Origin of the sequence: Cupriavidus basilensis, assembly GCF_029335485.1 — a bacterium.
In the GTDB taxonomy this organism is placed as follows: Bacteria; Pseudomonadota; Gammaproteobacteria; order Burkholderiales; family Burkholderiaceae; genus Cupriavidus; species Cupriavidus basilensis_E.
On sequence record NZ_JARJLM010000356.1, the window covers coordinates 1 to 1,218 of the forward strand.

Sequence of the window (1,218 nt, forward strand, 5' to 3'; positions counted from 1 at the left end):
CTTGGGCGTGGGCGGCCCCTTGCCATCAGGAAAGCGCATGCGCATGCGCTTGAAGTTGATGTCGGCGCTCATTTGTTTGACGAGGGCGAGGTCATTGGTTTCGTCCGTCAGCGGTTGGTTACCGAAGGCATAACGATGCAGGTTGTTTTGTAACTGCAGCAACGCCCAGTTGATACGGGCCTCGCCGCCCCAGCCCGCGGCGGCACCAGCGGCGGCATGCAGGCCTACGCCGGCATCGCCGACGCCTTTCCAGAATTCGGTGCCGACGCCCGGGACGTAGGTTCGATATCGGTATCGACGGTCTTCGCCGGACTTGATTTCTTCGTCGAAGACGTCGTACAGCCGAGCGACATTGCTATGGGACTCGTGCTTCTTGTCGTAATAGAGGTTATTGCGCGTGCCATCGAAGAAAAAGCCGAGATACAATGTGCGTTGGCACGACATGGCGTCATCGGGCGACTCGGTGCAAGTAACGCCCGTGCGCTCGTTCGCCGTGAGGGCCCACGGGTTAGCACCCACGTTGTCGGGAAGGCGTGAAATCGTCATGGTCTCTTGTCCTCCGTGTGGGCGGCCTTGCCCTTTCTCATGAGATCCCAGAGTTGAGTGGGACCTTCACAGTACTCACTACCGGGGTGCTCCTTGCGGCATTGCAGTTTTGGCTCGAGCAGTCCCTCGGGGAAATCGGGATGCCCTGGACCCACCCAAGTAGGGAAGAGCTTGACGACACCTCCGGGGAAGAATGCGACCCACAGCGTCCCCATGCCGCCCGTTTCGCTCAACTGGTAAGGCTCCGTTGCCACCTGGCGCTCGTAGAACGCGTCAGGGTCCTTGAGGTACAGCGGCTCGGTGCGCCACCGGACGGTGAGCTTGTAGTTCGGATTCCATTGGCGCGGCAATTCGGCGAAGCCCGCGAAGCTGCCACCGCCCGCGTGCTTGACCATGCCGCCGGCCCAGGAGCCGTTGACGTACACCTCGTCGATATAGTCGTCGGTGTAGTTGAGGATGCTGAGTTGCGGCCCTCTGGTGTCTTCGTGTGCTGTTGCGGCGGCGGGGGCATCGGATGGCTTGCAAGCCGCCAGCGCGAACAGCAAAGCTATCTGCAGAAAGCATGTCAGAGCGTTACGCATCGCGTTCTCCCGTCAGTGGATGTGCGGAGCGACGCGCGGCCGATGCGGACAGCTTCGCGTCGTCGGTCGCGCGGCTGCGCCCAGCCGCCGT

Annotated in this window: 2 protein-coding genes; both read right to left on the reverse strand. The window is 61.8% G+C overall.

What is annotated here, in order from left to right:
• Positions 1 to 546, reverse strand: a 546-nt coding sequence (locus tag P3W85_RS21190; protein WP_276266238.1) for a phospholipase effector Tle1 domain-containing protein, incomplete at its 3' end; no start/stop codon positions are given.
• Complete coding sequence (locus P3W85_RS21195) at positions 543 to 1,127, reverse strand: DUF3304 domain-containing protein (protein ID WP_276266239.1); 585 nt, start codon at positions 1,125 to 1,127, stop codon at positions 543 to 545. The genes P3W85_RS21195 and P3W85_RS21190, both read right to left, overlap by 4 nt.
• Positions 1,128 to 1,218: the final 91 nt, after the last annotated feature.